Origin of the sequence: Streptomyces sp. NPDC049970 (assembly GCF_040660235.1) — a bacterium.
GTDB lineage: Bacteria > Actinomycetota > Actinomycetes > Streptomycetales > Streptomycetaceae > Streptomyces.
The window spans coordinates 1-25,648 of sequence record NZ_JBFALP010000020.1 but is presented as its reverse complement, the minus strand read 5'-3'; the positions used below and the strand labels follow the sequence as shown (position 1 = coordinate 25,648).

Below are 25,648 nucleotides of genomic sequence, written 5' to 3'. Positions count from 1 at the left end.
CGGGGTCACGCCGGTTCCGGGCGGGTGTCGGTCTGTCGCAGTTCGCCCGCGGCGATGTCCCAGATCCGCCGGACGACGTCCGGGTTCAGGAGCATTTCGCGGTGGGCGCAGTCGAGTGTGTGCTCCCGTACCCCGCCGGAGACGAACGGCCGCCACAGTGCGGCCTTCGCCTCGGAGTCGGCGGAGATCAGCAGCAGGGTTCCGGATGTCCTGCGGGTCCGGTGGGCCAGGAGGAGGCGGGTGTTGTTGCGGACGATGCGCAGGTAGGCCTCGTGCTCCTCGCCGGTGAGCGCGCCGGCCACCGCCTCCTCCTGTGCGGCGAACCCCGCCCGCTGCTCGGCGGTGGCGGGGCCGTCCACCGGGCTGGCGTCCAGGAGGATCAGGGCGGCCACCTCCTCCCCCGCGTCCTGGAGCTGGGCCGCCATCTCCTGGACGACGTTGCCGCCGAAGGACCAGCCGAGCAGGTGGTAGGGGCCGGTGGGCTGCACGGCGCGGATCTGCGCGACGTAGTCGGCCGCCATCCGGGACAGCGACTCGGGCAGTTCGTCCGCGACGGTGTCCATGCCGCGGGGGCGCAGGGCGTAGAGCGGCTGTTCCCCGGGCGCGGCGTCGGCGAGCCAGCCGTACTCCCAGCCGAGGCCCAGGACGGTGTGCGCGCAGAAGAGCGGGGGCCGCCCGCCGGAGGACCGCATGGGCACGAGGACGTCGGTGGCTCCCTGCCGTCCCTCGCGGGCGATCCAGGCGAGCAGGCCGGCGACGGTCGGGGCCTCGAACACGGAACGGACGGGGACGTCGGCGCCGATGACGGCCCTGATGCGGTTGACGAGCCGTACGGCGAGCAGGGAGTGGCCGCCGAGCTCGAAGAAGCTCGCGTCGACGCCGACGGGCGCGACGCCGAGGACCTGCTCGAAGACGGAGCACAGCAGTTGTTCGCGGAGCGTGGCGGGGCTCCGGCCGCCGTCGCCGAGGGCGGTGTGGTCGGGGGCGGGCAGGGCGGCGCGGTCCAGCTTGCCGTTGGGGGTGAGCGGCAGGGTGTCCAGTGGTACCAGCGCGGGCGGCACGAGGTGTTCCGGGAGCCGGTCGGCCAGGTACTCCCTGACCTGCCCCACCAGGGCCGCCGCCCCGTCGTCGGCGGCGCCGGGGACGGCGACGAGATAGCCGGCGAGGGCGGGTTCGCCGCCGGGGCCGTCGCGCGTGACGACGGCCGCCTGCGCGACCTTCGGGTGTCCGGCCAGGGTTGCCTCGATCTCGCCCGGTTCGATGCGGAAGCCGCGGATCTTCACCTGGTCGTCGGCGCGGCCGAGGAATTCCAGGTGGCCGCCGACCGTCCACCGCACGATGTCGCCGGTGCGGTACATCCGTGTCCCCGCCTGTCCGAACGGGCAGGCCACGAAGCGCTCGGAGGTGAGCACCGGCCGGCCGAGGTAGCCGCGGGCGAGGCCGTCGCCGGCGACGTACAGCTCGCCGGGCGTGCCCGGGGGAACGGGCAGCAGGCCGTCGTCGAGGACGTACGCCCTGGTGTTGCTCAGCGGGCGGCCGATCGGCACGGTCTCGCCGTCCGGGTTTTCGTCGCACGGCCAGGCGGTGACGGCGACGGACGCTTCGGTGGGGCCGTAGAGGTTGTGCAGCGGTACGCCGAGGGTCTCGCGGAAGCGGTCGCGCACGGCGGCCGGGAGCACTTCGCCGAGGCAGAGGACGGTCCGCAGGCCGGCGCACCGTTCGGCGGCGCCGCTGTCGAGGAGCGCCCGCAGCACGGAGGGGACGAACTGGGCGACGGTCACCCGCTCCCGGTCGACGAGTTCGGCGAGGTGGACGGGGTCCGCGTGCGCACCGGGGCCGCTCAGGACCACCGCGGCGCCGTTCAGCAGCGGCCAGAAGATCTCCCATACGGAGGCGTCGAATCCGAACGACGCCCGCTGGAGCATCCGGTCGGTGGGTTCGAGGCGGTACTCCCGCTGCATCCAGGCCAGTTGGTTGACCACGCCGTGGTGCGGGACGGAGACGCCCTTCGGGGTGCCGGTGGAGCCGGAGGTGTACATGACGTACGCAGGGTGGTGCGGGCGCAGCGGCGTCGCGCGTTCGGCGTCGGTCACCGCTCCGGGTGCCTGCGCGCTGCGGAGGCCGTCGGTCGCGGGTCCGTCGAGGTCGATCCACCGGGCCCGCGTCGCCGCGTCCGCGCCGCCGAGCCGCGCGGTGGTCCGCGCGGTGCTCAGGACGAGGACCGGGGAGGCGTCGGTGAGGACGAGGTCGGTGCGCCGCCGCGGCTGGCCGGGGTCGACGGGGAGGTAAGCGGCACCGGTCTTGACGACGGCCAGGAGCGCGACGATCTGTTCCACCGACCGGTCGAGGGCCACGCCGACCAGGGTTTCCGGCTCGGCGCCGAGGCTGATCAGGTGCCGGGCGAGGCGGTCGGAGCGCTCGTCGAGTTCGGCGTAGGTCACCTCGGCGCCGTCGTGGACCAGGGCGACGGAGTCGGGGGTGCGGGCGGCCTGCCGGCCGAAGAGCCCGGCGAGGGTGTCGTCGGGGCGGGGGCCGGCGGTGTCGTTCCACTCCCGAAGGACGCGTAGCCGTTCGGCGTCGTCGAGCAGGTCGACTCGGGCCACCGGCAGGGTGGGGTCGGCGGCCACCGTTTCCAGGACCCGCACGAGCCGGGCCGCCAGCGTCTCCACGGTGGAGCGGTCGAACAGTTCGGCCGCGAAGACGACCTCTCCGTCGAGTCCCGCGGGCGCGCCGGTCTCGTCGAAGCTCTCCCGGATCTCGAAATCCAGGTCGAAACGGGCCGTCAGGCTCCCGGCCGCTTCCTCGTCCACCTGTACGCCGGACAGGCTGAGTGTGCCCCGGTGGTTGTTCTGTACGGCGAGCATCACCTGGAACAGCGGGTTGCGGGCCATGGAGCGGGCCGGGGCCAGGTCCTCCACCAAGCGTTCGAAGGGCACGTCCTGGTGCTCGAAGGCGTCCAGACAGGCCGTGCGCACCCGGTCGAGCAGTTCGAGGAAGTCGGGGTCGCCCGACAGGTCGGTGCGCAGCACGAGGGTGCCCGCGAAGAAGCCGACGAGGTCGTCCAGGGCCTGGTCCGTGCGTCCGGCGACGGGGCTGCCCATGACGATGTCCCGGCCGGCGCCGCTCTTGGACAGCAGGACCGCGACCGCCGCGTGCAGCAGCATGAACATGGTGACGCCCTGTCCGAGCGCCAGTTCGGCCAGCCGTGCGTGCAGGGGCGCCGGGATGTGCAGCGGAACCAGTCCGGCCCGATGGTCGGAGACCGCCGGTCGGGGCCGGTCGACGGGGAGGGCGAGTTCCTGGGGCGCGCCGCGGAGCCGGTCCTTCCAGTGGGCGACCTGGGTGGCGAGCACGCTGTCGGGGTCGTTCACGTCGCCGAGGAAGTCCCGCTGCCACAGGGTGTGGTCGGCGTACTGCACGGGCAGCGGCTCCCACTCCGGGGCCCGCCCGGCGGCGCGTGCACGGTACGCGTGCGACAGGTCCCGCCAGAGCGGGCCCATCGACCAGCCGTCGGCCGCGATGTGGTGGACGGTCAGTGAGAACACCCACGCGCCGGGGCGCAGCGAGAACAGCGCGGTCCTGAGGGGCGGTTCCGCGGCCAGGTCGAAGGAGTGGGAGGCGAGCGCGTCGAGCCGTTCGGCCAGTTCCTCCTGGGTGACCGCGGTGACGGGCAGGTCCACGGCCGCCTCGCCGGTGGACAGGACGTGCTGGCTCGGTTCGTCGTCGACCAGGGGGAACGTGGTGCGCAGGCTCTCGTGCCGGGCGACGACATCGGCCAGGGCGGTGCGCAGGAGCTCCGGATCCAGGTCGCCGGTGAGGCGCAGGACGAGGCAGATGTTGTAGAGGTGGTTGGGTCCCTCGATGCGGTCCACGAACCAGAGGCGGCTCTGCCCGTAGGACACGGGCAGGACGGGCGGGCGCGGCATCGGCACGACGACCGGGCGGGCGCGGCCCCCGTCCCGGGTCAGCTGCCGTGCGAGGCCGGAGACGGTCGGGTGCTCGAAGACGGTGGCGACGGAGGTCTCGGCGTCCAGTACGGCACGGATGCGGCTGACCAGCCGTACGGCGAGCAGGGAGTGCCCGCCCAGGGCGAAGAAGTCGTCGTCCACGCCGACGCGGGGCAGGCGCAGCACGTCGGCGAAGACGACGCCGAGCAGTTCCTCGTACGGCGAGGCCGGGCCGCGTCCGACGCTGACGGCGGCCATGGGGTCGGGGGTGGGCAGGCCGGCCCGGTCGACCTTGCCGTTCGGGGTGAGCGGCAGCCGGTCCAGGACGGTGACGTAGGGCGGCACCAGGTGGTCCGGCAGCCGTTCGGCGACGAACTCCCTTATTCGGTGAGCCAGTTCTTGGCCGTTGACGGTCGGGTCAGCCGGTGCGGCGTAGGCGGCGAGGCGCTTGTCACCAGAGGTGTCCTCACGGACCACGACGACGGCCTGGGCCACGTCGGGGTGGGCGGAGACGGCGGCCTCGACCTCTCCGGGCTCGACGCGGAAGCCGCCGATCTTGGCCTGGTCGTCGGCGCGACCGACGAACTCCAGCACGCCGTCGGCCCGCCACCGCACCAGGTCGCCGGTGCGGTACATCCGGGCGCCGCCGTCCTCGAACGGACAGGCCGTGAACCGTTCGGCGGTCGGGCCCGGGCGGTGCGTGTAACCGCGGGCGAGCCCGTCGCCGGAGATGTACAGCTCGCCGGGCACGCCCACGGGGACGGGTCGCAGGGCGGGGTCGAGGACGTAGGCGCGGGTGCGGGCCAGGGGGCGGCCGAGCGGGATCGCCCGGCCGCTGTCGACGTCCTCACGGGTGACGGGGTGGGTGTGGGTGTAGGTGACGCTCTCGGTGGGTCCGTAGCCGTTCATCAGCCGTGTGCCGGGCAGCGTGTCGAGCAGCGTGCGGCAGTGCTCGACGGAGAGTGCCTCGCCTCCGGTCAGTACGGAGCGGACGCCGCGCAGTGCCTCGACGTCGAGGTCGATCACCTGGTGGAGCAGTCCGGTGGGCAGCAGGGCGACGCTGACCCCGTGCCGGTCGAGGAAGTCGCGGATTCCGGCTACGGACGGGGAGCCCGCGGGTCCCACCGCGAGGGTGGCGCCGTTGAGCAGGGTGGCCCAGACGTCGAACGTGGTGGAGTCGAAGGAGACGGACCCGAGGTGGGAGACGACGTCCCCGGCCCGGACATCGGCGTAGTCGGCGGGGCGGACGAGGCGGTCGACGGCGCGGTGGGTGGCGACGACGCCCTTGGGGGTGCCGGTGGAGCCGGAGGTGTAGATGGTGTAGGCGGCGGAGTCCAGGTGCGGCGGTGTTGCGGGGGGTACGGCGTCCTCGGCGGCCACCGCCTCCCGGGTCCGCGGATCGTCGAGGACGATGCGGGGCGGGTCCTCGCCCGTCCCGGGCAGCCGCTCCTCGATGCCGGTGGTGGTGAGGACGGCGACGGGGGCGGCGTCGCGCAGCATCAGCCGGATGCGTGCGGCGGGGTAGCCGACGTCGACGGGGAGGTATGCGCCGCCGGTCTTCAGGACTGCGAGGAGGGCGACGATCGTCTCCGGCGAGCGTTCCATGGCGACGGCGACGAGTCGTCCGGGGCCGGCGTCGTGCCGGGTGAGGTACTGGGCCAGCCGGTCGGAGGCGGCGTCGAGTTCGGCATAGGTCATCCGCGTGCCGTCGGCGACGATGGCGGCTGTGTGGGGGGTACGCGCGGCCTGGGAACGGAAGTGGCCGGGCACGGTGTCGGCCGGTGCGGCCCGTTCGGTGCTGTTCCACTCGGTGAGGACGCGGTGGTGTTCGGCGGGGTCGAGCAGGGCGATGTCGCGGACGCGGGCGGCGGGGTCGGCGACGACTGCGTGCAGGACGAGCAGGAGGCGTTCGACCAGGGACTCGACGGTCGTGCGGTCGAAGAGGTCGGAGGCGTAGGTGATCCCGCCGTCGATGCCGGCGGGGCGGCCCTCGTCGTCGAACCGCTCGGCGACGTGCAGGTCGAGGTCGAACTTCGCGCGGCCCAGTTCGGTCGGGAGGGCCTCGACTTCCAGGCCCGGCAGGTCCACGGAGGCGCTGGGCACGTTCTGTACGGCGAGCAGGACCTGGAAGAGGGGGTGGCGGGAGCGGGACCGGGTCGGAGCCAGTTCCTCCACCAGCCGTTCGAAGGGGACGTCCTGGTGCCCCAGGGCGCCGAGCGCGAACCTGCGGACCCTGGCGAGGACCTCGGTGAAGGTGGGGTCGCCGGAGAGGTCGGTGCGCAGGACCAGGGTGTTGACGAAGAAGCCGACGAGGTCGTCGGCGGCCTCGTCGGTGCGGCCCGCGACGGGGCTGCCGATGGGGATGTCCCGGCCTGCGCCGAGCCGGGAGAGCAGGACGGCGAGCGCCGCCTGCCACACCATGAAGGTGGTGGCTCCCTTGGCGACGGCCAGTTCCGTCAAGCGTGCGTGCAGGCCGGCCGGTGCGGCCATCGGGACCCAGCCGCCCTCGCGGCTGGCGACGGCGGGCCGCGGCCGGTCGGTGGGCAGGGTCAGTTCCTCGGGGCTGCCGCTCAGCGCGTCGCGCCAGAAGGCGGCCTGCCGGCCGAGGACGCTGTCGGGGTCGTCGCCGTCGCCGAGCAGCTCGCGCTGCCACAGGCTGTGGTCGGCGTACTGTACGGGCAGCGGTTCCCAGCCGGGTGCGTGGCCGGTCCGGCGGGCGGTGTAGGCGGTGGACAGGTCGCGCAGCATGGGGACCATCGACCAGCCGTCGGCGACGATGTGGTGGGTGACCACGACCAGGACCGCCTCACCGGTGTCCGGTCCGTCCACGTGGAGGAGCGTGGCCCGCACGGGCGGTCCGGCGGTGAGGTCGAAGACGTGTCCTGCGGCCTCGGTGATCCGTGCGTCCAGGTCCTCGCGGCCGACGGCCTCGACGGCGAAGTACGCGGGGAAGTCGTCGAGGGGCACGATGTCCTGGTAGGGGTCGCCGTCCGCGTGCAGGAACCGGGTGCGCAGGCTCTCGTGGCGGGTGAGCAGGTCGGTCCAGGCCGCGCGGAGCGCGCCGGTGTCCAGTGTGCCGGTCAGCCGCAGCGCGAGCGGGATGTTGTAGAGGGGCCCTGCGGCCTCGAGCCGGTCCACGAACCACAGGCGGCGCTGGGCGTACGAGAGGGGCACCCGCCGGGGCCGGGGACCGGAGGCGAGGACGGGCCGCAGGGTGCCGGTGGCGCCGACGTCCCCGACTGCGGCGGCGAGACCGGCGACGGTGGAGGTCTCGAAGACCGCCTGCACGGGAATCTCGGCGCCGAGGACGGAGCGGATCCTGCTGATCAGGCGCACGGCCAGCAGGGAGTGGCCGCCGAGCGCGAAGAAGTCGTCGTCCACGCCGACCCGGGGCACGCCCAGGACCTGTGCGAACACGGAGCAGAGAAGTTCCTCGCGCAGGGACGGCGGCCGGCGCACCACGCCGGCGCTCACCGACTCGGGGGCGGGCAGGGCCGCGCGGTCCACCTTGCCGTTGGCGGTCAGCGGCAGCCGTTCCAGTACGACGACGGCGTCCGGCACCAGGTACTCGGGCAGGCGTCCGGCGACGAACTCGCGCACGTCGGGGAGTGTATGGCCGGGCGCCGGGGTCACGTGGGCCACCAGGCGCTTGTCCCCCGGAGTGTCCTCGCGGACGGTGACGACGGCCTGGGCGACGGCCGGATGGCCGGCCAGGAGCTTCTCCACCTCGCCGGGCTCGACCCGGAAACCGCGGATCTTCACCTGGTCGTCGGCCCGGGAGACGAACTCCAGTGCGCCGTCGGCCCGTCGGCGCACGATGTCGCCGGTGCGGTACATGCGGGCGCCGGGCGCGTCGAAGGGACAGGCCACGAAGCGCTCGGCGGTGAGTGCGGCGCGGCCGACGTAGCCGCGGGCGAGTCCGGCGCCGGCGATGTACGCCTCGCCGGCGACGCCGGCCGGGACCGGGGCGAGGCTGTCGTCGAGGACGTACACGCCGGTGTTGTCCATGGGTCGGCCGATGGACACTACGTCGCCCAGTGCCTCGGGGTCGGTGAGCGGGATCTGGGTGGCGATGACCGTCGACTCGGTCGGCCCGTAGCTGCTGCGGACGACGATGCCGGGGGCGGCTTCGAGGACCCGGCGGACGGCCTCCCTGGGGACGATGTCGGCGCCGGTGAGGACGTCGTGGACGCCGGTGAAGGCGGCGGGGTCCTCCTCGGCGATGACCCGGAAGAGGCCGGCGGTCAGATGGGCGTGGGTGAGTCCGTGGTCGGCCACGAGGCTTCGGAGGCGGGCGGCGTCGGTCCTGCCGGGCGGGGTGACGATCAGGCTGCCGCCGGTGAGCAACCGCACCCAGACCTCGACGGTGGAGCCGTCGAAGGTGTGCGGGGCGGCGAACATGCCGCGGGCGGCGCCGGAGAACTGCCAGCAGCGGTCGCCGGCCAGGTCCACGATGTCGCGGTGGGTGGTGCCGATGCCCTTGGGTTCGCCGGTGGAGCCTGAGGTGAACATGACGTAGGCGAGCTGGTCGGGCAGGCTCCGTCCGCCGACTGCGACGGCGGGACGGTCGGCCCACGCGTCGTCCGACCCGTCGGCGACGACGACGGTGGCGAACAGGCCGCGGGCCGCCTCGGCGTATCGGCCGTCGGCCAGGCACAGCTCGGCTCCGGCACGGGCGGCCATCTCGGCGGTGCGGGTGCCCGGCTGGGCGGGATCGAGGGTGAGGTAGGCGCCGCCGGCCTTGAGGATCGCCAGCAGGGTGGTGACCACGTCCGGGGAGCGGTCCATGACGACGGCTACCACGGTCTCCGGGCCGACGCCGAGGTCCATGAGGTGGTGGGCGAGGCGGTTGGAGCGGGCCTCCAGGTCTCCGTAGGTGACGGGGCCTGCGCCGGTGTCGAGGGCTACGGCTTTCGGTGCGCGGGAGGCGCGGACGGTGAACAGTTCGGGGACGGTGAGCGCCAGGGTGTCGCTGCGGGCGCCGCTGGACTCGGTGAGCAGGCGGCGCCGTTCGGCGGAGTCGAAGACGTCGATGCGGGAGACGTGCCGGGCGGGGTCGGCGGTGGCGGCTTCCAGGACGCGCAGCAGCCGGGCGACGAGGGTCTCGGCGGTGGAGTGGTCGAAGAGGTCGGTGGCGTAGGTGAGGCCGCCGGTCATGCCGCTCGGCGCGCCCTCCTCGTCATGGAGTTCGACGACCTGGACGTCGAGGTCGACCTTGGCCGTGGTGGGTTTGCCGGGTCCGGCCGCCACCTCGAGGCCGGGCAGCGCGACGTGGGCCTGCGGCATGTTCTGCACGGCGACCAGCACCTGGAAGAAGGGCACGCGGTCGGTGTAGCGGGCGGGGGCCAGCTTCTCGACGAGCCGGTCGAAGGGGATGTCCTGGTGGTCGAGGGCGTCCAGTGCCGTGGCCCGGACGCGGGCGAGCACCTCGGTGAAACTGGGGTCGCCGGACAGGTCGGTGCGCAGCACCAGGGTGTTGAGGAAGAACCCGACCAGGTCCTCCAGGGACTCGTCGGTACGGCCCGCGACGGGGCTGCCCAGCGGGATGTCCTCCCCGGCGCCGAGACGTGACAGCAGCACGGCCACCGCCGCCTGCCACACCATGAACATCGTCACGCCCTCGGCACGTGCCAGCTCCGCCATCCGCGCGTGCAGTTCGGCGGGCACGTGGATGTCGGCCCAGCCGCCGCCGCGTCCGGGTTTCCCCGGGCGGGGCCGGTCGAAGGGCAGGGCGATCTCGTGGGGGACTCCGTCGAGGGCGGTCCGCCAGTGCTCGACCTGTGCGGTGAGCCGGCTGTCGGAGTCGTTCTCGTCGCCGAACAGCCGCTGCTGCCAGAGCGCGTAGTCGGCGTACTGCACCGGCAGTGGCGGGAACTCGGGGGTCCTCCCCGAGCGGTGTGCGGTGTAGGCGGTGGTCAGGTCCCGCCACAGGGGTGCCAGGGACCATCCGTCACCGGCGATGTGGTGCACGACCAGCACGAGGACCGAACTCTCCTCATCAATACTCAGGAGCGTTGCCCGCACCGGGAGTTCACCGGCCAGATCGAAGACGTACGCACAGGCCGCGTCGACACTCGACTCCAGTTCACCGGGCACGACGGGCACCACCGGCAGTTCGACCCGGGCCTCACCGGCCGGCACCACCTCCTGGTACGGCTCCCCCTCCACCTGCGGGAACCGGGTCCGCAACGCCTCGTGCCGCACCACCACATCCCCCAGAGCGGCACGCAGCGCCGGAACATCCACCAGCCCGGACAACCGCACGACCAACGGAATGTTGTACAGAGCGCTCGCACCCTCCAACCGGTCCACGAACCACAACCGACGCTGCGCGTACGACAACGGCAACCGCTCCGGCCGCACCCCCACCCACACCCCCGGACGCACACCGACCCCCGCCGCCCCCGCCAACCGGGCGGCCAGTCCGGCCGCGCTCGGTGTCTCGAAGAGGTCCCGCACGCGCAATTCGACGCCGAGGACGGCGCGGATGCGGCTGACCAGTCGCACGGCCTGGAGGGAGTGGCCGCCGAGGGCGAAGAAGTCGTCGTCCGTGCCGACCTCCGGCACACCGAGCACCTGGGCGAAGACGGAGCAGAGCAGTTCCTCGCGCAGTCCGGTCCCCCGCCGGGCGGGGGCGGCGGGCGGTTCGGCGTCGGTCTCCGGCGCCGTTCCGGCGCCGGGGGTGACGATGTGTACGCGGCCCTCGTCGTCCCAGCGGGCGTGTGCGCCGGTGGGTCGCATGACGGACTCCTCCTCGGTGAACGGACAGGCGACCGCGTCGTCCGCGGCCTGGTCGCAGGTGGTGTGGAGCAGTCCCACGACGCCGGGAGGAACCGGCATGAGGCGGTCGTCGAGTACGAACACCCGGGCGTCCGGGCCGGTGATCTCCGGCTGCCTCCGGGACCACTCCCCCACCAGCCGCTCCCGCTCGGCCCCGTCGAGCACGTCGACGGTGTGCACGGGCCGTCCCGGATCGGCGGCCACGGCGTCGAGGACGCGCAGCAGCCGGGTGGTCAGCGTCTCGGCCGTGGAGTGGTCGAAGAGGTCGGCCGCGTAGACGAGTTCGCCCTCCATGCCGGTGGGGCGCCCCTCGGCGTCGAAGCGCTCCGCGACCTGCAGGTCGAGGTCGAACTTGGCGTCGCGGGCCGTGTACGGCAGCACCTCCGCTTCCGCCCTGTCCAGCTCCGGGACGAGGAGGGGCGTGGACTGCACTTCCAGAACGGTCTGGAAGAGGGGGTGGCGGCCGATCGACCGTGGCGGTGCCAGCTCCTCCACCAGCCGCTCGAACGGGACGTCCTGATGGTGCAGGGCTCCCAGCGCGCCCCGGCGGACCCGGGCGAGCACGTCGGTGAAGGTGGGATCGCCGGACAGGTCGGTGCGCAGGACCAGGGTGTTGACGAAGAACCCGACCAGGCCCTCCAGGGACTCGTCGGTACGGCCCGCGACGGGGCTGCCCAGCGGGATGTCCTCCCCGGCGCCGAGACGCGACAGCAGCACGGCCACCGCCGCCTGCCACACCATGAACATCGTCACGCCCTCGGAGCGAGCCAGCTCCGCCATCCGGCCGTGCAGTTCGGCGGACACCAGGACCGGTACGGCCGCCCCCCGGTGGCTCTCGACGGACGGGCGCGGCCGGTCGGTGGGAAGGCAGAGTTCCTCGGGGATGCCGTCCAACGCCCCGCGCCAGTAAGCGACCTGCTCCGCCAGCACGCTGCCGGGGTCGTCCGCGTCGCCGAGGAGGTCGCGCTGCCACAGGGTGTAGTCGGCGTACTGGGCGGAGAGCGGCGCGAGGCGCGGCGTGGTTCCGCAGCGGTGTGCGGTGTAGGCGGTGGTCAGGTCCCGCCACAGGGGTGCCAGGGACCATCCGTCACCGGCGATGTGGTGCACGACCAGCACGAGGACCGAACTCTCCTCATCAATACTCAGGAGCGTTGCCCGCACCGGGAGTTCACCGGCCAGATCGAAGACGTACGCACAGGCCGCGTCGACACTCGACTCCAGTTCACCGGGCACGACGGGCACCACCGGCAGTTCGACCCGGGCCTCACCGGCCGGCACCACCTCCTGGTACGGCTCCCCCTCCACCTGCGGGAACCGGGTCCGCAACGCCTCGTGCCGCACCACCACATCCCCCAGAGCGGCACGCAGCGCCGGAACATCCACCAGCCCGGACAACCGCACGACCAACGGAATGTTGTACAGAGCGCTCGCACCCTCCAACCGGTCCACGAACCACAACCGACGCTGCGCGTACGACAACGGCAACCGCTCCGGCCGCACCCCCACCCACACCCCCGGACGCACACCGACCCCCGCCGCCCCCGCCAACCGGGCGGCCAGTCGCGCGGGCGTGGGAGCCTCGAAGACGGCGTGCACGGGAATTTCGACGCCCAGTACGGCGCGAACGCGGGCGATCAGGCGGACCGCGAGCAGCGAGTGACCGCCGAGCGCGAAGAAGTCGTCGTCGACGCCGATGCGCGGCACCCCGAGGACGTGCGCGAAGGCGGTGCAGAGCAGTTCGTCGTACGTACCCGTAGGGCGTGCGACACCCGTGCCGGTGGTGGGGTCCGGGGTGGGCAGGGCGGACCGGTCGAGCTTGCCGTTGACCGACAGCGGCAGCCGGTCCAGGGTGACGAACGCGGCCGGGACCAGATGGCCCGGGAGCCCGGCCGCGAGGTAGGCGCGCAGCATGTCGGGCTGGGCGGCGGCGGGTCGGGCCGGCACGACGTAGGCGACGAGGCGCTTTTCGCCGTGGGCGCCGGGGATGTCGTCCCGGGCGACGACGACGGCGTGGTCGACGGCCTCGTGCGCGGCTAGGCGGGTCTCGATCTCGCCCGGTTCGATGCGGAAGCCGCGGATCTTCACCTGGTCGTCGGTTCGTCCGACGTACAGCAGGCGTCCTCCGGCGGTGCGGCGCACGGTGTCGCCGGTGCGGTACATGCGGGTGCCTGCGGCCCCGTGGGGATCGGCGACGAAGCGTTCGGCGCTGAGGCCGGGCCGGCCGAGGTAGCCGCGGGCCACGCCTGCGCCGGCGACGTACAGGTCGCCGTCGACGCCGTCGGGGACGGGGCGGAGGCGGGCGTCCAGGACGTAGAGGCGGACGCCGGGCAGGGGACGGCCGATGGTGGGGGCGTCGCCGGGGCACAGGGGGCCGTCGGCGGCGGCGATGACGGTGATCTCCGTCGGGCCGTAGGCGTTGCCGAACCAGCGGTCGGCGCCCCACCGGTCAACCAGCGTCCGGCCGAGTGCCTCGCCCGCGACCAGCAGGGTCTGAACGGAGCTCAGCCGGTGGTCGCGCTCCACCATGCCGAGGACGGTGGGCGGAAGTTGAAGGTGGGTGACGGCCTGCCGCTCCACGAGGTCCTCGAGGCCGGCGCCGGGCAGCAGTCGGACAGCGGGGGCCGTGACGAGGCAGGCGCCGGCGGCGAGTGCGGTCTGGATCTCCCAGGTCGCCACGTCGAAGCCGATCGACGCGAACTGCAGCAGGCGGCTTTCGGCGGTAAGGCCGGGCCAGCGGAACGCGAGGAGGTTGACCGCTCCGGAGTGGGGGACGACGACGCCCTTGGGCGCGCCGGTGGAACCTGAGGTGTAGATGACGTACGCCGGGTGGGCGGGGCGGAGCGGACTGGTGCGCTCTTCCTGGGTGACCGGGCCCGGGGCGTGGGCAGCGACGGCGGAGCGCACGGCGGGGTCGTCCACGACGATCGCCGCCGGGGCGGAGGCGGGCACGTCCTCGGCGTGGGCGGTGCCGGTGAGGACGGCCGCGGGTGCGGCGTCGGCGCACAGGTGGGCTATGCGTCCGGCGGGCTGGTCGGGGTCGACGGGAACGTAGGCCGCGCCGGCCTTGAGGACCGCGAGGAGCGCGACGACGAGGTCGGGCGAGCGGTCCATGAGGATCAGGACCCGGTCCTCGGGCCCGACGCCATGTCCGATCAGGTGACGGGCGAGGCGGTTGGCGCGGGCGTCGAGCTCGGCGTAGTCGAGGTGTCGGGGTACACCGTGGTCGGCGTCCGGAGGGCTGACCGCGTCGCGGGACGGGCCGCCCCGGTCGTGGATGAGGGCCGGGGCGTGCGGGGTGGCTGCCGCGCGGTCGTCGAGGACGTCGGTGAGGACACCGGCCGCGCCGGGCCGGCCGGTGTCGTTCCACTCCGTGAGGATGCGGTGCCGCTCGGCGGCGGGCAGGACGTCGAGGTCGGACAGCGGTGTGTCCCGGGCCTGTTCGAGGGCGTCGACGACGCGCTCGGTGGTGGCGTGCAGCAGCCGGGTGACGAGGTCGGGATCGACCGGGGCGGCGGCCTGGACGTCGAACGCGAGCGTCCTGCCGTCGTCGTCGACGGAGACCAGCAACGGGTAGTTGGTGCGCTCCCGGAAGGCGAGGATCTCCGTGCCGGGCGGCAGGACCGTGCCGGGGCCCGCGGTGGCGTTGTGCCGGTAGTTGAGCACGGCGGTGAACAGCGGCGCGGGGGCCCGCACTCCGCCTGCGCGCTGGGCGGCGGCCAGCGAGGCGTGCTCGTGCACCATGAGTTCGGCGAGCTGGTGGTGCATGTCGTCGAGGGCGCCGGCCACGTCTGTACAGGCGGTCCGGACCCGGACCGGGAGGGTGTTGATGAACAGGCCGGGCACGTCCCCCGCGCCGTAACCGGCCTGCATGCGGCCGAGCAGCAGGGTGCCGAAGACGACGTCGTCCCGTCCGGAGACGGCAGCCAGGACCCGGGACCACACGACGTGCAGGACGGTCGCGGCACTCACTCCGGCGCGCCGGGCCTGTTCGCGCAGCCGGGCCGCCACCGGTTCGCCGAGAACGGTGCGGCGTTCGGTGACGTCGGCGCCGTCGCCCCGCACCTCCCAAACACCGAAGGGGGCGGTGGGTTCGGTGACGTCGCCGAGGAGCCGGCCGAAGTAGGCCTCGTGCTCCTCGGCAGGGGTGCTCAGCAGCGCCTGGCCGACGAAGGCCCGGTAGGGGTGCGGGGCGGGCAGGTCGTCGCCGCGGCCGGCCAGCAGGGCGGTGGCCTCGCGCAGGACCAGGTCCAGCGTGGTGTGGTCCTGGGTGATGTGGTGCATGCGGACGGCGAGGAGCCGGCGGCCGGTGCCGGGTTCGGTGGCGGTCCGGGCGTCCATCAGCGGGGCGCGACGCAGGTCCAGCGGTTCGTCGTCGTGGGCCAGCAGGTGTTCCACCGGGTCGGGTGCGTCTCCCAGGTCGGTCTCTGTGACGGGGAGTTCGGCGTGCCGGTGCACGACCTGCACGGGGTGCGGCAGGTCAGTCCATGCGAGGGAGGTACGCAGGACGTCGTGTCGGTCGATCACCTGGGACAGGGCCGCGAGGAAGGAGTCGAGGAGCTGCGCGGTCCCGAAGCGCAGGACGTAGCGGACGACGTAGGGGTCCCCGTCGCCGGAGCGGGTGCCGGTACCGGTCGCGGCCGTGCTCAGGGCGCCGTTCCCGGGGGCCGCCTCGGCGTGGAGCCGGTGGTGGAAGAAGAGTCCCTCCTGGAGTGGGCCCAGGGGGTAGATGTCGGCGACGCCGGCCGCGCCGTCGGGCAGGGCGTCTGTGAGGGTGCGCAGCTCGTCCTCGGATAGGCCGGCGAGGGGGACCATCCCGGGCGTGAGCCGGGTGGCGCCGGGCGGGACGCCTCCCCCGGGGACCAGGACGGGCTCGGGGCCCGCGGCGGCGGCGAGCCGAGCCGGTGTCGGGGCGGTGAACAGGGTCCGCATGTCGACGCTGACACCCTGGCCGCGGAGGTCGTCGAGGAGCCGAACCGCGAGCATGGAGTGGCCGCCGAGCGCGAAGAAGTCGTCGTCGGCTCCGACCTCGGGCAGACCCAGGACGTTCGCGAACGCCGCGCAGAGGATCTCCTCGCGCGCCGTCGCGGGGGGCCGTCCGTCCACGGTGTCCTCCCGGTCCGGGGCGGGGAGCGCGGCGCGGTCGAGTTTCCCGTTGTCGGTGAGCGGCAGCCGGTCGACCGCCACGCAGGCGGAGGGCACCATGTGGGCGGGCAGCACCGCGGCGGCGTGTTCACGTGCTCGGCGTGCCAGCTCGGCGCCCTTGTCGCCGGTGGCGCCGTCCGGGTCGCTCGGGACGACATAGCCCACGAGGTGCCGGTCGCCCGGCGTGCCGGTACGGATCACGACGACCGCCTCGGCGACCGGGGGGTGTCCCAGAAGCGCGGCCTCGACCTCGCCGGGCTCGATGCGGAAGCCGCGCAGCTTCACCTGGTCGTCGGTGCGGCCGAGGTGGGTGAGCGTGCCGTCGGCGGCGCGGCAAGCCCGGTCGCCGGTGCGGTACATGCGGGTGCCCGGTTCGAAGGGGCAGGCCACGAACCGGGCGGCGGTCGTCGCGGGCCGGTCGAGGTAGCCGCGGGCCAATCCGGTGCCGGTGACGTACATCTCGCCGGGTACGCCGGGCGGCACGGGCCGCAGCGCGTCGTCGAGGACGTGCACACGGGTGTGGTCGAGGGGACGTCCCACGGGGCTGCCGCCGTGCGGTCCGGGTGCGTCGCCGGTGCCGGGGGCCAGGTCGAGGTGGGTGACGTGGACGGTGGTCTCGGTGATGCCGTACATGTTCACCAGGCTTGGGCCGTCGGCGCCGTGGCGGGCGTGCCAGTCCCTGAGGCGTGCGGGGTCCAGGGTCTCGCCGCCGAACACGACGAGCCGGAGCCGGGCGTCGAGCGCGGCGGCGTCCTGGCGGGCGTCGGCGCGGGCGAGCTGGTGGAAGGCGGAGGGGGTCTGGCTGAGGACGGTGACGCCCTCGCGGACCAGGAGGCCGTGGAAGTCGGCCGGGGAACGGGAGGTGTCGTGGCCGACGACGACGAGCCGGCCGCCCGTGAGGAGGGCACCCCACAGTTCCCACACGGAGAAGTCGAAGGCGTAGGAGTGGAACCAGGTCCAGACGTCGTCGGTGCCGAAGCCGTACCGGTCGGCGGCCGCCCGCAACAGCGCGGTCGCCTGGGCGTGGGCGACCACGACCCCCTTGGGTGTCCCGGTGGAGCCCGATGTGTGGATGACGTAGGCCGGGTGGTCGGGGTGGAGCGGGGCCCGGCGTTCGTCCTGGACGAGCGGACCGGGGTCGAGGGCGGCGACGGTGGTGCGGACGTCCCCGTCGTCGAGGAGGACACGGCGCAGACCGGGTGCGCCGACGGCGTGTGCGGCGGTGTCGGCGGTGGTCAGCAGGAGGGCGGGGGCGGCGTCCGTGAGCAGGGCGTCGATCCGGGCGGCCGGGTAGGCGGGGTCGGCCGGGAGGTACGCGGCGCCCGCCTTCAACACCGCGAGGAGAGCGACGACCAGGCCGGGGCTGCGGTCCAGCGACACGGCGACCAGGGTTTCGGGGCCGGCGCCGCAGGCGACCAGGTGTCGGGCGAGACGGTTGGACTCGGCGTCCAGTCGGGCGTAGGTCAGGCCGTCCGCGTCGTGGGTGACGGCCGGCGCGCCGGGGTGGGCGGCGGCCCGGGCGGCGAAGAGGTCGGGCAGGGTCGCGGCGGGCGGCGGGGGCGCCGTGTCGCCCGCCGCGGCGAGCAGTGCTTCGTGCTCGGCGGGCGAGAGCACGTCGAAGGCGTGGAGCTGGAGGTGCGGGGTGCGGACGGCCTGGCGCATGACACGCAGGAGGCGATCCGCGAGGGCTTGGGCGGTGGCGCGGTCGAACAGGTCGGCGGAGTAGTGCAGTTCGACGTGCTGACCGGTGGGACGGCCTCGCTCGTCGAAGTGCTCCAGGACCTGGAGGTCGAGGTCGTACTTGACCAGCGGCAGTTCCGCGAACCCTGCGACGGCCGCGAGACCGGGCAGGTCGACGGGGACGCGTGGGGTGTTGTGCAGGGTGAGGTTGACCTGGAAGAGGGGGTGCCGGGTCAGGGAACGGGACGGGGCGAGCTCCTCCACGAGCCGCTCGAAGGGCACGTCCTGGTGGTTCATGGCGTCGACGGCGGCGCCGCGCACCCGCCGGACGACCTCGGTGAAGGCGGGATCACCGGTCAGGTCGGTGCGCAGGACGAGGGTGTTTACGAAGAAGCCGACGAGGTCTTCGAGGTCCGCCTCGTCGCGTCCGGCGAACGGGCTGCCGACTGGGATGTCGTGACCGGCTCCGAGCTTGGACAGCAAGACGGCGACCACGGCGTGCCAGACCATGAACATGGTGGCGTTCTGGGCCTGCGCGAACTCGGCGAGCCGGGCGTGCAGGTCCGCCGGGACGGCGAGGCGTACGGTGCCCCCGTCGTGCGCGGAGACGGCGGGCCGCGGTCGGTCGACGGGCAGCGCGAGCTCCTGGGGAGCCCCGGCCAGCGCCTTCCGCCAGTAGGCGAGTTGCTCGGAGAGCAGGCTGCCGGGGTCGTCGGAGTCGCCGAGCAGTTCGCGCTGCCACACGGTGTAGTCGGCGTACTGCACGGGCAGCGGCACGAGGGCGGGCTCGGTCCCGGTCAGGCGGGCGGCGTAGGCGGCGGAGAGGTCCCGCCAGAGCGGGGCGGCGGACCAGCCGTCGGCGGCGATGTGGTGCAGGGCGACCACGAGCGCCGACGTCCGCTCGTCGACGGTGAGCAGCCGGGCGTGGAAGGGGATGGCGGCTGTCAGGTCGAAGACGTGCCGGGCGGTGCGGCCGATCTCGGCCTCCAGGTCGTCGGCCCGTACCTCGTCGACGGTCAGCAGGCCGTCGAGCGCGGCGGCGGGCACGATCTCCTGGACGGGTTCGCCGTCGAACTGGGGGAACCGCGTTCGCAGCGCCTCGTGTCGGGTCACCACGTCGCGCAGCGCCGCCCGCAGTGCGCTCACGTCCGGTCGGCCGGAGAGCCTCAGGACGAGCGGGACGGTGTAGAGCGCGCTCGGACCCTCCAGCCGGTCCACGAGCCACAGCCGGCGTTGCGCATACGACGCAGGAATCACGTGCACTCCTCAATGCGGGCTGGGTCGTCCGTTGCCTCCGGACAGGCCGTCCGCGCGAGCGGGTCACGGCCCGGTGCGGGCAGTAGAGATGGTGCTGAGGAGGGGGAGGCAACAGCATCGGTGGGAGCCACAGTTACGTGCGGTGCCGGTGCGCGGGCACCGCCGGGTCGCGTAGGGCCGTGCGGCCGTAACGGCGGGCATCGTCGTTGCCGCCCGGTTTTCGCCCGCTTAAGGTCTGCCCCGTAGTCCCTGGCGGGCGCACGACGACAGCTACGGCCACCTGGCCGCGGGTGTCGGAGCGCCCGAACTTCATCCCGTACGCGGACGTCCCTCCGCCTCGCCACGCACCGCGTCCGCCGCGCGCCGATCCACCAGGGATCGCGGGACAGCCCTCAGCACGCCGGAACCACCGTGGCGCGCCGGCCGACGCCTTTCCTTCCCGGGAGAACGATGAAGAACGCCGCCCGCGAGGACGATCCGGTCCTCGAACGCTTCCACTTCCTCGTCAACGCTCCGGCGTTGTTCAACGCCGTCACCACCGCCGCCGAGCTGAGGATCTTCGCCTTCCTGTCGGAGAGTCCCGGCGCGAGCGCGGCGGAGATCCGTTCGTTCTGCGCTCTGCCCGCGCACCAGCTCCGGGTGCTGCTCCAGGCGGTCTGTGCGACCGGGCTGCTGGAGCGTCGGGAGGGCGTCTACCACAACTCCTCGGTAGCTGAGGAGTTGCTGGCCTCGGACGAGGAGCCGGACAGCTGGAGTCACATCCTGACCGGCTGGAAGGAGGTCTACTACCCCGCGTTCGCGGAGCTGACGAAGGCTCTGCGGGCGGGCACCAACACCGCCCTGGCCGCCCATCCCGGCGACGAGCCGACCCTGTACGGGCGGCTGTCCCGCAACCCTCCGCTGGAGGCGGTCTTCCACCGGGCGATGACCGCCTTCACGCTCCGTTCGGTCGACGCCCTGATCGAGCAGCCGGTCTTCGGGGACGTACGGCACGTGCTCGACGTGGGCGGCGGGGACGGCAGCACCTCGGCGAGGCTGGTCTCCCGCCGTCCGACGCTCAGGACGACGGTGTTCGACATGCCGAGCGTCTCCCGGCTCGCGTCCGGCGCCGAGACGGGGGCGCGGTCCGACCGGGTGAGTGTGGTGCCCGGTGACATCTTCACCGATCCGTTCCCGAAGGGCCCGGACGCGGTGCTCTTCAGCCATGTGCTGGAGATCTTCGATGAGGAATCGATCCTGCTCCTGCTGAGGAAGGCGTACGACGCGCTGCCGGCGGGCGGCAGGGTGATGGTGTACGGCTACCACGTCTCGGACGACGAGACGGACGGGGTATTCGGAGCCCGGCTCGGACTGTACTTCAACGTGCTGGCGAGCGGCCGGGGCATGGCCTACCCGGCGAGCGACTGGGAACGCTGGCTGCGCGAGGCCGGGTTCGAGGAGGTCGGCACGGTCGCGGGGCTGCCCTACGAGCACGGGCTGAGTCTGGGCGTCAAGCGCTGACGCCTCGGGCGACAGTGCGGGGCCGGCCTTCGGGCCGGCCCCGCACTGTCGTGGTGCCCGCCCGGCGACGTACTGCCGAGGCCTCGGTGTCAGCCGCGTTCGCGGGGGCGCAGGCGGGGGCGTGTACGGGTCGGTGAGGCCGTGCAGAGTGCGAGCAGGTGCTCGGCCAGCGTGTCCGGGGTGGGACGGTCCAGGACGGTGGCGGCGCTGATCTGGAGACCGGTCACAGCGCCGAGTCGGTTGCGCAGGCGGGTCGCGGTGAGCGAGTCGAAGCCCATCTCCACGAAGCCGCGGTCGGGGGCCACCGCGTCGTCGGTGGCATGCCCCAGTACCAGAGCGGCGTGGGTGCGCACGAGCCGCAGCATCTCGGCTCTCCGCGCACCCTCGGACAGCCTCCCGAGGCGGCGCCGGAACGCGTCCGGGTCCTCGGTGTACGGGTCCTCGCGCACTCCGCCGGCCCCGCGTATCGCGTCGCGGACCGCCGGGACACCGTCGAACAGCATGGCCAGTGGCCGCGCTCCGGGAGTGGCGGACACGTGGGCCGCGAGTCGTTCCGCGTCGGCTTCGAGAACGGCGATCCCCGTATCGCGGGCGCGTGCGGCACGGTCGAGAGCCTGTAGGGCGAGGTCCGCGGCCACCGGCACCAGGCCGTCGTCACGGACCGCGGTGTCCCCCTCGGCACCGGCCCACGGTCCCCAGGCGATGTGGGTCACGGGCAGTCCCGTGGCCCGGCGCTCCTCGGCCAGGGCGTCCAGGAGGGCGCCGCTCAAGGCCTGTCCTGCCCGTCCCGGGGCGCCCACGAAGGCGGTGAGGGTGGTGAGGAGGACGAAGGCGACCGGCTCGGTCCGTTCCTTGGTGAGCTCGTGGAGGTTCCGGGCGGCACGGGCATCGTTGCGCACCGATTCCCGGAGGGCGGTGACGGTCCGCCGGGCGAGGTGGCTGTCGTCGGGAGCGGTGGTCGCCGGGGTCACGACGACGGTCAGCGGGCCGCTCGCGGGAAGCCCGTCCAGCAGGACCGCCGCCTGCGCGCGGTCGCCGGGGTCGCTGACGACGACGTCGGCGCGTGCGCCGAGGGCGGTGAGTTCGGCGCACAGAGCACGGCTCGCGTCCGTGGACGCCGCGTGCTCCGGGGCCGTGTGGGACAGCAGCAGGAGGTGTTCGGCGCCGGAGCGGGCGAGGTGCAGGGCCACCTGGCGGCCGAGCGGTCCGGTGCCGTCGGTGACGAGCACGGTACCGGTGGGCGGCCACTCGGCGGTGGGAGTGGAGGTCGGGGCGTCGGGGGACGGGGCGATGCGGCGGGCGAAGAGTCCGGCGCCGCGGACGGCGAGGTCGTGTTCGGACTCGTTGCCGGCCGCGCTGTGGGCCAGGACCGCGGCGAGCCGGCTGCCGGTCCAGCCGTCGATGCGCCGGGGCAGGTCGACGGTGCCCGTCCAGTGGCCGGAGCACTCCCGTACGGCGACGCGTCCGAGTGCCTGTACGGCGAGCTGGCCGGGTTCATGGACGTGCTCGGCGGCGCCGACCGCCGCCGCGGCGCGGGTGGCGTGCCAGACGGTGGCTGGGCCTCCGCGCTCTTCCAAGGCGCGCAGGAGCGCCAGGGTGAGTACGGTCCCCTGCGGCACCGCCTCGTGGGCGGGATGCCGCCCGGGGGCGAGGGCGAGCAGGGAGAGGACACCGGAGACCGGGCCGAGGTGGTCGACGGACGCGCGGAGCCCTCCGGCCAGTGCCCCCTCGTCCGCGACAGGCACGAGGACCGGCTTCGTGCCCCCGGCGGACAGCGCCGCGACGAGCCCGGTGACCCAGGGGTCGGTGGCCTGCTGTGCGGGGACGGGGAGCAGCCAGGTGCCCGACGGTGCCGCCGAGGGGACGGTGGTCGGTGTCCAGACGGCGCGGTGACGCAGGCGGCCGACGCGGGCCTCCTCGTCGCGACGACGCCGGTAGGCGGCCAGGAGGGGGAGCAGCACGGCCGTCGACGCGGCGTCCCCTAGGCCGAGTTCGGCGGCGAGGGCGGCGTCGTGGAGCCCCGTGTCGTCTGCGTCGAACAGCGCCTCGTGGGGCGCGGCGCCGGGACGGCCGGTGCGGCCCCGGGGATTCCCGTCCGGGGACAGGCCGTCCGAGGGCAGCCAGTAGTCGGCCCTCTGGAAGGCGTAGGTGGGGAGGTCCACGGTGTGCGGGGCGCCGTCCGGAACGGCGAGCGCGGCGGACCAGTCGATGGCGGCGCCACGGGCGAAGAGCTGTCCGGCCGCCCGGATCACGGCGGCCGCCTCGCCCTCCTCATGGCGCAGCGTCGGGACGAACTCGGCACCGGGGGCGCTGTCCTGGCCCTGGGCGGACAGGACGGCATCGGGCCCGATCTCCAGGAAGGTGGTCACGCCCCGGGCGGCCAGCGCGGCGACGCCGTCGGCGAAGCGGACCGGCTCGCGCACGTGCCGCACCCAGTGCTCCGGGTCCACCGGCCGGTCCGATGGCAGGAGTTCACCCGTCAGATGGGACATGACCGGGATCTCGGGCACGGCGCAGACGAGGCCGCCCAGTTCGGCGCGGAGGGGGGCCAGGACGGGATCCATCAGCGGCGAGTGGAAGGCGTGGGACACCCTCAGCCGACGGGTCCGAGCGCCGCGTTCTTCGAGGCGGGCGGCGATCTCGGCGACGGCGTCCCCGGTGCCGGAGAGGACGACGGAGTCGGGGCCGTTGACGGCGGCGAGCCCGACCTCGTGGGCGCGGCCGACCAGCAGTGGCTCGACCTCGGCCTCGGTCAGCCGTACGGCGACCATCGCGCCGCCTTCGGGCAGGTCCCGCATCAGCCGGCCTCGGGCGGTGACGAGTGTGCACGCGTCGGCGAGGGTGAGTACGCCCGCGACGTGGGCCGCGGTGATCTCGCCGAGGGAGTGGCCGGCGACCACGTCGGGGCGCAGGCCCCAGGAGGCGAGGAGCCGGTACAGCGCGACTTCGACCGCGAACAGCGCGCACTGGGCCCGGAGCGTTCCGGTGAGGAGGTGCGCGGCCCTCTCACCCGTGTCGAAGACGGCGTCCCGCAGGGGCGGTTCGCCGGGGAGCAGCCTGTCGAAGAGAGCGCACACGGCGTCGAACGCGTCGGCGAAGACCGGGTGGGTGCGGTGCAGCTCCGCGGCCATGCCGACGCGCTGGCTGCCCTGTCCGGTGAACAGCACCGCCGTACGCCCGGTCCGTTCGCCTCCCGTCACCAGGTGGGGCGCGGGCCGGCCTGCGGCGAGCGCTTCCAGCGCCGACTCCAGTTGTTCTTGTCGCTCGCCGGTGACGACGGCCCGGTGCGCGAAGGCCGTTCGCCGGGTCGCGAGGGCGACGGCCACGTCACGCGGGGCGGGCGCGTCCTCGTCCGGGTGCTGCCTCAGCCGGGCAAGGAGGCGGCGGGCCTGGTCGCGCAGCGCGGCCGGGGAGCGCCCGGAGAGCACCCAGGGCACGGTGCTCCCGGCCGGCTCGGGGGCGTCGCCGGTGATGTCGGCGGCCGGGGCGGGCTCCTCCCGGGGAGCCTCCTCCAGGATGACGTGGGCGTTGGTGCCGCTGATGCCGAACGAGGACACCCCGGCGCGCCTGGGCCGGTCGGTGACGGGCCAGGCCACGGGGGCACGCAGCAGTTCGACGGCGCCGCTCGTCCAGTCGACGTGGTGCGACGGCTTGTCGAGGTGCGGGGAGGGCGGCAGCACTCCGTGGTGCAGCGCCTGCACCATTTTGATGACGCCGGCCGCCCCGGCGGCGGCCTGGGTGTGTCCGATGTTGGACTTCACCGAGCCCAACCGCACCGGAATCGCCTCGGCGCCGCGGTCGGAGCCGTAGGTGGCGAGGACGGCCTGCGCCTCGATCGGGTCTCCGAGCCGGGTGCCGGTGCCGTGCGCCTCCACGGCGTCGATGTCGGAGGTGGCCAGTCGGGCGTCGGCCAGGGCGGCGCGGATGACGCGTTGCTGGGAGGGACCGTTGGGTGCGGAGAGCCCGTTGGAGGCGCCGTCCTGGTTGGTAGCCGTGCCGCGTACCAGGGCGAGCACGCGGTGTCCGTTGCGGCGGGCGTCCGAGAGCCGTTCCACCAGCAGCACGCCCGCGCCCTCGGCGAGCGAGGTCCCGTCCGCCGCGTCGGCGAACGGCTTGCAGCGCCCGTCCGGTGCCAGACCGCGCTGGCGGCTGAAGCCCATGAGGGCGCCGGGTCCCGGCATGACCGCGACTCCCCCGGCCAGGGCGAGGTCGCACTCACCGGACCGCAGGGCACCTACGGCCATGTGCAGGGCGACGAGCGACGACGAGCAGGCGGTGTCCACGGTGACGGCCGGGCCTTCGAGGCCCAGGACGTAAGCGAGTCGTCCGGACACCACGCTGCCGGCATTGCCCGTGATCAGGTGGCCCTCGGTGCCCTGACCGGCCTGGTGCAGGCGGGGGCCGTACTCCTGGTAGTGCGAGCCGACGAACACTCCGGTGCGGCTGCCGCGCAGGGTCGCCGGGACGATGCCGGCCCGTTCGAAGGCCTCCCAGCCGGTTTCGAGGAGCAGCCGCTGCTGGGGGTCGGTCGCCAGTGCCTCCACCGGCGAGATGTCGAAGAACTCGGCGTCGAAGCTCCCGGCGTCGTGCAGGAAGCCGCCCTCCCGGACGTAGGCACGGCCGGGTGCGTCGGGGTCGGGGTCGTACAGGGTGTCGAGGTCCCAGCCCCGGTTGGCGGGCAACGGGCCCATGGCGTCGCCGCCCGAGTCGACGAGGCGCCACAGGTCCTCCGGCGTGGCGACGCCGCCGGGGTAGCGGCAGGCCATGCCGACGACGGCGATCGGGTCGTCGGCCGGGGGCGTTCCGGAGGTCCCGTGGGTGTCCTGGCCGGGGGCGGCGGTGCGTTCGGCGCCGATCAGCAGGCCGAGGAGGTGCCCTGCGAGGGCGGAGCAGTCGGGGTGGTCGAAGGCGAGGGTCGCGGACAGCCGCAGGCCAGTGGCGGAGGCGAGCCGGTTCCGCAGGTCGACGGCGGTGAGCGAGTCCAGGCCGAGGTCCCTGAACGCACGGTCGGGCGCGATCGCGTCGGCATCGGTGTGTCCGAGTACCGTGCCCACCTGGGCACGGACCAGGTCGAGCAGAGTGGCCCGGCGTCCGGCGGGGGCCTGCCGGAGCAGGGCGTCCCGCAGCTTCGTGTCCCGGTCCGGGGTGCTGGTCGCAGGGGTGGCCCCGGTAACGGTGCGGCGCAGGGGTCCGGCCGGCTTCCGGACCAGGCCGCGCAGCACGGGGTGGGTGGAGGCGTCGCCGGCCGCCAGGGATCGGGGGTCGAAGCGCGCCGCCACGACCAGGGGGTCCGCCGACCGCTCCGCGATATCGAGGAGACGTAGCCCGTCCTCGGTCGACAT

3 protein-coding genes are annotated in these 25,648 nt (G+C 73.9%); 1 reads left to right on the top strand and 2 read right to left on the bottom strand.

Annotation, left to right across the window (positions count from 1 at the left end; translation table 11 throughout):
* Nucleotides 1-5 precede the first annotated feature (5 nt).
* Nucleotides 6-18,806 (bottom strand): non-ribosomal peptide synthase/polyketide synthase, encoded by an 18,801-nt coding sequence (locus tag AB0I83_RS26760; protein ID WP_363306432.1) that lies wholly within the window; start codon nt 18,804-18,806, stop codon nt 6-8.
* A gap of 450 nt (nt 18,807-19,256) precedes the next feature.
* Between AB0I83_RS26760 and AB0I83_RS26755 the strand changes: the two genes are divergently transcribed.
* Nucleotides 19,257-20,306 carry a methyltransferase gene (locus tag AB0I83_RS26755; RefSeq protein WP_356538132.1) on the top strand — a complete coding sequence of 350 codons (1,050 nt, stop codon included), beginning with the start codon at nt 19,257-19,259 and terminating at the stop codon, nt 20,304-20,306.
* Nucleotides 20,307-20,395: 89 nt separating this feature from the next.
* Here the strand turns inward: AB0I83_RS26755 and AB0I83_RS26750 are convergent.
* The coding region (locus AB0I83_RS26750) for a type I polyketide synthase (protein WP_363306431.1) at nt 20,396-25,648 on the bottom strand (5,253 nt) is incomplete at its 5' end.

What these genes read in the sequence shown, in the direction of transcription:
- AB0I83_RS26755 (WP_356538132.1), top strand. Translation starts at nt 19,257, where the DNA reads ATGAAGAACGCCGCCCGCGAGGACGATCCGGTCCTCGAACGCTTCCAC.